Raw genomic sequence first — 8,637 nt, 5'->3', positions numbered from 1 at the left:
AAGGATGCTTCCTGAGCGGAGCATCCTTTTTTATATATTATAATTGGTTTTCGTATGCCTGCTGGAATTTTTGGATATCCCCGGCACCCATAAACATAATTACGCTTTCCTCATGATTCCTTAGGACAGCAGTTTCTTCTTCGTTTAAAATTTGTGCATTCGGAATTTTTTCCTTTAAGTCATTAATCGTGAGTTTTCCATGGTTTTCACGAGCAGAGCCAAAAATTTCACAAAGATAAACTTTGTCAGCCAAATTTAAGCTTGATGCAAAATCTTCAAGAAAGGCCTGAGTTCTCGTAAAGGTATGCGGCTGGAAAACCGCGACAACTTCTTTATCGGGATACTTTTGTCTGGCAGCTTCTACAGTTGCCTTAATTTCTGTCGGATGGTGTGCATAGTCATCAATAATTACCTGAGAGCCCACTTTCTTCTCGGAAAATCTTCTTTTCACCCCTTCAAAGGAAAGAAGCTGTTCCTGAACAATCTTCGCATCGATCTCTTCATAGTGACATAAAGCGATGACAGCTAAAGAGTTCAAAACGTTATGATCTCCATAGGCGGCAATTGAGAACGTCTCATAGAAGGTATTGCGGACAAAAACGTCAAATGTTGTCCCTTCAGTCGTCTTTACCACATTGCGTGCCTGGAAATCATTTTCATCCCCAAAACCGTAAAATACGACAGGCACTTTAGCCTGGATTTTTTGCAGCTGCTCGTCATCACCGCATGCAAAAATGCCCTTGTTCACTTGCCAAGACATTTCCTGAAAAGCAGAGAAAACATCTTCAACATTGGCAAAGTAGTCAGGGTGGTCAAAATCTATATTCGTCATAATTGCATAATCCGGGTAATAAGAAAGGAAGTGTCTTCTATATTCGCAAGCTTCGAAAACAAAATACTCAGCCTTTTCGTCCCCTTTGCCCGTACCGTCTCCAATTAGGAATGAAGTTGGTTTTGCACCTCTCATAACATGTGCAAGCAAGCCTGTAGTCGATGTTTTTCCATGTGCTCCTGTCACTGCGATACTTGTAAAATTCTTCATAAAGTCACCTAAAAAGCGGTGATAGCGCACTACAGGCAAGCCAAGCTTCATTGCTTCCTCAATTTCTTCATGCGTGTCCGGATATGCATTCCCGGCAATTACCGTCATGCCCGGCTGTATATTTTCCTTTTGAAAGGGAAGGATCTTTATTCCGGATTTTTCAAGTGCAACCTGCGTAAAAAAGTGTTTCTCAAAATCGGAGCCTTGAACCTGATAGTTCATATCATGCAGAACTTGTGCCAATGCACTCATTCCGGACCCCTTTATACCTACGAAATGGTAAATAGTCATATAAAGAACCTCCAACCATCGTATATCTGTAAAACAGTATATGACATATATCTAGTTTTGCGCATATCCCCTGTGAGGACATACTTCCGTGACTGTGCTGCTATGCTATTCTGCTGTAAATTATTTTACTTGCGCTTTAATGTATTGAATCATTATATCATTAATCAATTTTAAAAACTATGTAACGTATTGCCAGCTGTTTATTCTTTGAATATAAAATATAAGACATTAGATTTCAGGAAGACTCTCTATTCTCGCACCGGAGCTGTTAAGCACTGCGGCAAGGATGCAATCTCAGAATTGAGCCTTCCATTTCTAATGGGAAGTATCGCTCAGTTATTCAACCTTCTCAAGGCGGGGGTTAGGGCGGTAACGTCGTCCTGCCTTGGCTGCATGTTTGCCGTCTATCATCACATTATCCCCTGTAAACCCAGTGTTGATCTTCAACAGGCTGCTTCCGACACCGTAGGTATCTACCGGAACACCTTTTTCTTCAAATTCTCTGATTCGTGATTCGGTGAAACCTCCGCTCACCACAATCTTGACATGGCCGAAGCCTTCGTCATTAAGTGCTTTTCTTAAAGCAAAAATAAGTTCAGCATTGACTCCGCGCGGGTCAAAAGTCCCCAGGAGATGCTGATTTCTTAAGAAATATTGATCTATCATTGTTCGGGATGTGTCAACCCTTACACCGATAAGTTCATCGCCAAAAGCCCTTGCGACTTTCAGGGAATCCGTAATGGCATCATTATTGTAATCTACCAGCGCAACTAAATCGTCTTCAGGAAACGTCTCCTGATAAGCTTCAGTAGCCGCAACGATATCTCCTTTAAACATTTGAATCAGTGCGTGCGGCATTGTTCCCATGCCCTTTTTGCCCCACCATTCGTTCATGGCATGGGTTGCCTGGGCTGTTGCACCCCCAATATAGGCAGCATATCCATCACCTGCCTGGGTGGTGAAATGATCATCACGGTCCCCCATGAAGATGACCTGTTTTTGAACACCGGAAACGCCTGCTGCCTTTACCACATTATAAACATTTGTGGCAACAGAAGTTCTTCTGGCCAATATGCCGTCAATGATTCCCTCGAGATAGCCAAAATCCTGATATCTTCCTGTTATGGTCATTACTGTTTCAAAGGGTGAAATCTTGTCTCCATCTTTTAAAGAATGGATTTCCAAATCATCCGGCCGGTCCGCAAATGTTTTTAATAGCGCAATTACCTCATCTGTACCGCATAGAACGGCATGATTCTTTTGAAAGAACTGCATGGTTACAATTTTATCTGCGTGATATTTCTTAACAATTTCTCTAGTCTTTAGGAAGTAAACCGCTGAAAACCAGCCATCCCTTACTCGTTCATCAAATTTAAAGGTCTGGTTTGTCAGACGCTTTATTTCTCCCTTAACCTTCATTTCAATTTCCTTCATCCCAAGCTCCTTACAAACATGAAAGAAAGCAGATTTGCCTGCAGACTTGGCGCAGCAAGGAGCAGGCCTATATGCCGGCTGGGGGCCAGCTTGAATGCTTTCTTCGTTATCTTAGTAGTTATTTATATTATTTTAAACATGCAAGTAAAGAATACCATGGATTAATTTAATGTACTAGTGTCTTGTATGGATTCAAGATCAGCAGCAGTAATAAGGACATCCCTTGGTTTGCTTCCTCTATTTTCTGAAATAAACCCTTGTTTTTCCATCATATCAATCAGCCTGGCTGCCCTATTATAGCCTATTTTAAATCTTCTTTGCAGACTTGAAGTGGAAGCGGATCCCTGATCAACAACAAACTCGCATGCTTCAAAAAACAGTTCATCCTCTTCTTCAATGGCTTGGGCTTTTTTCAGAAGTTCTTCCTGCTCAAATAAATAATCAGGTTCTTGCTCCCTGCGTACATGAGCTACGACATCATCAATTTCTTTGTCAGAAACAAATGTCCCCTGAAGTCTGACCGGCTTTGAGGACCCATTTTCAAGGAAAAGCATATCGCCGCGGCCAAGCAGTTTTTCGGCTCCGCTTATATCGATAATTGTTCTGGAATCAATTTGGGATGACACGGAGAATGCAATTCTTGTTGGGACGTTTGCCTTTATTAAGCCGGTAATAACATCTACCGAAGGACGCTGGGTTGCAATAATCAAATGCATTCCGCAGGCACGGGCTTTCTGTGCAATCCGGCAGATTGCTTCTTCCACATCAGCCGGCGACATCATCATAAGGTCTGCGAGCTCATCGATCACAATGACCATAAATGGAAGCTTCTCTGAATATTGCTGATGCTCTTCTGCCAGCTCATTAAAACGGTTTATATCCCGCACACCGGCATGGGCGAATAATTCATATCTTCGCTCCATTTCCTCTACAGCCCATTTCAAAGCAGCTGTTGCTGCTTTGACATCGGTAATAACCGGGCTTACCAAATGAGGGATTCGATTATATGGCGCAAGCTCGACCATCTTCGGGTCAATCAGAAGAAGCTTCAATTCTTCCGGACTCGCCTTATACAAAAGGCTTATCAGGATCGTGTTGATGCAGACGCTCTTTCCTGATCCCGTTGCACCGGCAATTAAACCGTGCGGCATTTTTCTTAAATCCGTGACAATCGGCTTGCCTGAGATATCCAGCCCAAGCACAGCTGTTAATGGGGAGCTGCCATTCTGGAACTCAGGTGTGTTTATGATCTCACTGATAAATACCGGACGGCTGCTCTGGTTTGGAACCTCAATGCCGATTGTATGCTTTCCTGGTATTGGTGCCTCAATCCTAATATCCCTGGCTGCCAGACTAAGCTTTATATCATCCGAGAGGTTCGTGATTTTATTCACCTTGACCCCGGGTTCAGGCTGCACTTCAAATCTTGTAACCGAAGGTCCTTGCGTAACATTTACAACCCTGGCCCTGACATTGAAATTCTGCAGGGTGGAGTTTAAAATCTGTTCCTGTTCGTAAAGCCAATCAGAAGTTTCATTCATGATTACCGGCGGCGTTAGTAATGTCTGGGAAGGAAATTGATAATAGGAAATGTCATCCTCCTCACGATATAACTGCTGTTCCTCTATTTTGTCCGATTCTGGTAAAGGTGAATAATCTTCAATCCTTTCAGCTGAAGCAGCAGACTGCTGAATGCTTTCAGATGGAAACATCGCGATATTATTTTTTTTTTCATCTGCCGGTTTTGTTATTTTCTCTTGCTGGTTCAATTTTTTTCTGTCATTGTTCAGCATAATGACATTGAATGGGATTGACCCTCTGGAAGATGGCTTTTCTTCATGTACAATCTTTTCCTGCTCCGAATCAGTTACCTCTTCATTCTCTGATTCTATGTTTATATCCTGATTTAATTGATTGTTATCCGTGACAGTTAGAGCCTCTTGCTCAGATAGAGCATGCGGTCCCAAGTCATCCTGTCCTGGGATTTCTTCTGTTTCTTCTTCTGTTTCCTCTTCATAAAGAGCCTCTTCAATCATGTTTGCAAGTGACCTGCTGATTTCTGATTTCCCCTCTTGATCCATGCTCTCTTCCTGGTTTAAAGGCTCATTGCCGGCTGGCTTGGCAGCATCATTATGACTGAAAGGCTCCAGCTCATCCTGTCCTGCTGCATTTACTTCCTCTTCATAACGATCTGATTCAGAGTTTTCCTCCGGAAATTCAAACATTAATTCAGAGGCTTCACCAATTTTATATTTTTTTACTGCTGTTTCCTCTGATTCAAGTGCAGCTGCCTGACCCCGGAACTCTTCTTGCTTATCAGAAATGACAGTATCTCTATCTTTAAGGGGTTCGTTTTCCCTCGTTTTCGTCCGTTTAACAGGAGCCTGCTGAATTTTACGCATAACCTCATCATATGTAATTTCCCTGCGGCTGCTTTCCTGTTCCCCGTTATCTGGCTGATCTTTTTGAGTGTTTGAACCGGGTCTCTTAAATCCGTATATCGGGGATGGAATTTCTGTTGGCTGGAAAGGCCTTTTCTTATTGGCCGCCTCTCTTTCGTTGCGTGTCATTATCTTTTCTTCACTCGCAGGTGATGGGGCAGGATTTCTCTTCCGCTCCCTTTCTGCAGAACGGGACACCCTTTTTTCATGGAAAGGAGAATCCTCTGATTTTTTCTGCCGCTCTGTTTCTCTTCCCCTTGGCTCCCGTTTTTCAGGTGTTTCTTTAACTGTCTGTCTGAGGCTATGATCCTGCTTTTTCTGCCTGTTATTTTCCCGGGCTGCTTCGCTGTCAGGTATGACCGGAAAACGAAATTGGCCTTTTGGGTATTGATAGACTACTTTAGCATCTACATCTCTTGAACTTTCTTTTGTGCTTTGAGAAGGAGGAGGCTGTTTCTCATCGTTTCTCTCATCTGTGTATTCTTCAAATTCCTCATATTCTTCTTCATTATCTTTAAACATATGAAAAAGCTTCTTAATCCAGCTCATATATATCAACTCTTTCCATCAAAAACTTATTAGACTATCTCTATTATTTTAGCAGTTATTCACAGATTTTGAATAAGAAATCCGAGAATGAGTCCTTTTAAAGGCAGAATGGGTAAATTTACAAACAAACACTAGGTACAGACATACTTTCGGCTTAGGCCAGGTTTATGATTTATTTGTACAGGCATCTGACTTTTTTCACAGTACTATTTTTCTTTTAATAGAAATAATGATTAATAGATAATTCGAAAATAATATTACTCTCCTGGGGGTTTAATTCTTTTTTTCAGGATGAGTCTGCGCGTTTAACAAAAAAAGGACCACATCGCTGTGACCCTAAAGTGCTATTGCTTTTTATTCTTACCCAAAATAAATATTGGTTCAAACTCTCCATTTTCGTATAAGAATGAAAGGGAAGTGATCGGCACTCTGCCGCTCGCAAAGAAACTCATAGTCATCTGGGCGAGAACATCATAGCCTGTTTCATTTTTAATATCAGCAATGATCAATACATCCTGATGCGGAACTGCTACTGCCATAGTTCCTTCTGTTTTTCGGCTCATTTCTTTGATGAACGAATCATTCAGTATCCGGCTCGCATCGTATCCATCATTTTTATTTAAGAAATAGAAAGTATTGCCTGCTACAGTATCCGATTTCAGATCTGTCGTGAGAGATCTGACATTAAATAGTGCCGTTTCCCTAATTCTTTCAGGATCCCATCCTTCTTTTTCCATTAGCTGGGCATCTATAAGACGATACGTTTTACCTAGATCAAGGGCATAGTATATGCGAGTCTCAGCAGTGTGTTCATCTGTTAAGAAAGGAACGCCATCTTGTGACCCGCCAGGAAAAGAGGTGGATCGGATGACCGGAAATATGTTTTTTTCATGCCCGGATAAATGGGCATCCTCCACCATAGCTTCTAATCCTTCCTCCACATAGTAAACAACCTCATCAATTGCTTTCTCCTTTTGCTCCTGCCATTTAGCAATGATGCCCGGAAGAGTGATGGTGATCCCTTTACCGGTGTCCTTATTTTCAATTCTGAGCTGATCCTTTTCCCTGTCAAAAGAAAATACCCGATTCTCTTTTGCTAAACGCTGCTCCAATTCATTTTTCATCTTTCTGCTATCCATTTTCATATATAAGTCCCTCCTTATGGGGATCCATTTCAGATTCATTTTACACTAATAAACCCTCCTGCTTCAAAAGAGATACAGGAGGGTCTAAAAGGAAAGCTCCTCACCTAACCCCGGCAAGTATAAGCCTAGCCCTCCAAGAAAGTGATTTTTCCTTCTGGAAGGTGATTGTCTCAACCAGACAAGCTTGTAACCTCGAGGGCAGGCACTGGAGTCTAAATGTAAACAGGTTTAGTTTTCCAGAGTTTGAATAAAGTTCTCGATTTCTTCCTGTGTTTTGCGGTCTTTGCTGACGAAGCGGCCAAGTTCATTGCCATCTTTGTATCCAACAAAGCTCGGGATGCCAAAAATATCAAGTTCAATGCAAAGATCAATGAATTGATCGCGGTCTACATAAACGAAAGTATAATCACTATATTTTGCTTCGATTTCAGGCAATACCGGTTCAATCACCCGGCAATCAGGACACCAGTCTGCTGAAAACATGAAAATGTGTTTCCCGCTGCTGCGCATCTCGTTAAATTGTTCTGCTGATTCCAATTTTTTCATTTTCTTTCGCCCCCTGTGCTGATTTGCATGTCTCCATATTGGATCCAGCCTTTTTTCCTCATATATTCAGATAATATCAGGCTGATGAGAGCGGGTCCAATAATATGCAAGACAATAACCTTCATCCAAACGTCAGTACCGAAGCCCATCGTGGTAAAAGTCATAATCTGGCCAACAAGCCCGCTAGTTCCCATCCCTGCCCCTGCAGCATTGTTTTCCATTAGCCATAAGGTCGTGCCAAATGGTGCGAGGATCGCTCCTGCGATTGTAGGCGGAATAAGAATGCGCGGGTTTCTGATAATATTAGGCACCTGCAGCATGGATGTTCCAATTCCAATCGCAATTAATCCGCCCATTTTATTTTCCCTGTAGCTGCTTACAGCGAAGCCGACCATTTGAGCTGCACAGCCAATCGTAGCAGCTCCAGCTGCAACTCCATGCAAATCAAGCATCATCGCAATGGCAGCTGAAGAAATAGGAGCCGTCAAAGCAAGCCCCATTAAAACCGCCACAATGATGCCCATGAGGATTGGCCTTTGCTCAGTTCCCCACATGATCAGGCTGCCAAAGCTTTTCATTCCAAAATCAATTCCCGGTCCAATAAGTGTTGATACGACATAACCCGCACCAATGGTTACAAGCGGAGTTACAATAATATCCACTTTTGTTTCCTTACTGACTAATTTTCCTAGTTCTGTGGAAATAAGGGCCGCAGCGAAACTCCCTGCCGGTCCACCAAGAGCAGCACCTGCAGCACCGCTTGCGATGGCTGAAAATACAACCAGCGGAGGAGCATTCAATCCGTATGCAACTGCCACTCCAATAGCAGGCCCCATCAGCCCCATAGCGAGAATACCCATATCCTGTAAATATTTTATATCAGTCTGTTCGCCGATTGTCTTGATGATCAGCCCGATGATCAGCGAAGCAAACAACCCTAGCGCCATGCTGCTCAGCGCATCTATAAAATAAACTTTAGCTGAAAGGGTAACCCCTTTTCTATTCAGAAATTCTCTCATTTTTTTCCCCCTATGTAAAAGTTGTGCAATTATAAGATAACATATGTAAAGACACTTGTAATATAAAATTCCTGTATTCTTATTGTTCTTTTAATAGGGGTTTTCTATTATATAAATAAAAAATCATCTGATAAAAAGACAAAACAAAAACGAAGGACATCGTCCTTCGC

The 8,637-nt window shown here is 42.2% G+C and carries 6 protein-coding genes; all 6 read right to left on the bottom strand.

The window, feature by feature from the left end:
• Positions 1 to 37: 37 nt before the first annotated feature.
• The 6 genes from murC to AC6CHU_RS25485 all read right to left on the bottom strand — a co-directional run bounded on the left by murC (position 38) and on the right by AC6CHU_RS25485 (position 8,467).
• Positions 38 to 1,333: a UDP-N-acetylmuramate--L-alanine ligase gene (murC, locus tag AC6CHU_RS25510; protein WP_251283912.1), complete on the bottom strand. Its 1,296-nt coding sequence runs from the start codon at positions 1,331 to 1,333 to the stop codon at positions 38 to 40.
• A gap of 336 nt (positions 1,334 to 1,669) precedes the next feature.
• Positions 1,670 to 2,767, bottom strand: coding sequence for a nicotinate phosphoribosyltransferase (locus AC6CHU_RS25505; protein ID WP_159870889.1), 1,098 nt, complete (start codon positions 2,765 to 2,767; stop codon positions 1,670 to 1,672).
• Between the two features lie 161 nt (positions 2,768 to 2,928).
• Positions 2,929 to 5,757 carry a DNA translocase FtsK gene (locus AC6CHU_RS25500; RefSeq protein WP_159870886.1) on the bottom strand — a complete coding sequence of 943 codons (2,829 nt, stop codon included), beginning with the start codon at positions 5,755 to 5,757 and terminating at the stop codon, positions 2,929 to 2,931.
• A gap of 344 nt (positions 5,758 to 6,101) precedes the next feature.
• The gene (locus AC6CHU_RS25495) at positions 6,102 to 6,902 is read right to left on the bottom strand and encodes a DUF1444 domain-containing protein (protein ID WP_498123121.1); all 801 of its coding nucleotides are present in this window, start codon (positions 6,900 to 6,902) and stop codon (positions 6,102 to 6,104) included.
• 228 nt (positions 6,903 to 7,130) lie between these two features.
• Positions 7,131 to 7,448 carry a thioredoxin family protein gene (locus tag AC6CHU_RS25490; RefSeq protein ID WP_159870880.1) on the bottom strand — a complete coding sequence of 106 codons (318 nt, stop codon included), beginning with the start codon at positions 7,446 to 7,448 and terminating at the stop codon, positions 7,131 to 7,133.
• Positions 7,445 to 8,467, bottom strand: a complete 1,023-nt coding sequence (locus tag AC6CHU_RS25485; RefSeq protein WP_251283909.1) for a PTS sugar transporter subunit IIC — start codon at positions 8,465 to 8,467, stop codon at positions 7,445 to 7,447. Before AC6CHU_RS25485 ends, AC6CHU_RS25490 begins: the two co-directional genes overlap by 4 nt.
• Positions 8,468 to 8,637 lie beyond the last annotated feature (170 nt).

The sequence above is a fragment of the Cytobacillus sp. GQ23 genome (genome assembly GCF_059758675.1).
The sequence above is the reverse complement of the archived record's forward strand: the minus strand, read 5'-3'. Positions and strand labels throughout refer to the sequence as shown.

Bases quoted from the DNA above. Each gene is read 5' to 3' on its own strand.
- AC6CHU_RS25500 (WP_159870886.1), bottom strand. From the start codon at position 5,757: ATGAGCTGGATTAAGAAGCTTTTTCATATGTTTAAAGATAATGAAGAA.
- AC6CHU_RS25495 (WP_498123121.1), bottom strand. From the start codon at position 6,902: ATGAAAATGGATAGCAGAAAGATGAAAAATGAATTGGAGCAGCGTTTA.
- AC6CHU_RS25490 (WP_159870880.1), bottom strand. From the start codon at position 7,448: ATGAAAAAATTGGAATCAGCAGAACAATTTAACGAGATGCGCAGCAGC.
- murC (WP_251283912.1), bottom strand. From the start codon at position 1,333: ATGACTATTTACCATTTCGTAGGTATAAAGGGGTCCGGAATGAGTGCA.
- AC6CHU_RS25505 (WP_159870889.1), bottom strand. From the start codon at position 2,767: ATGAAGGAAATTGAAATGAAGGTTAAGGGAGAAATAAAGCGTCTGACA.
- AC6CHU_RS25485 (WP_251283909.1), bottom strand. From the start codon at position 8,467: ATGAGAGAATTTCTGAATAGAAAAGGGGTTACCCTTTCAGCTAAAGTT.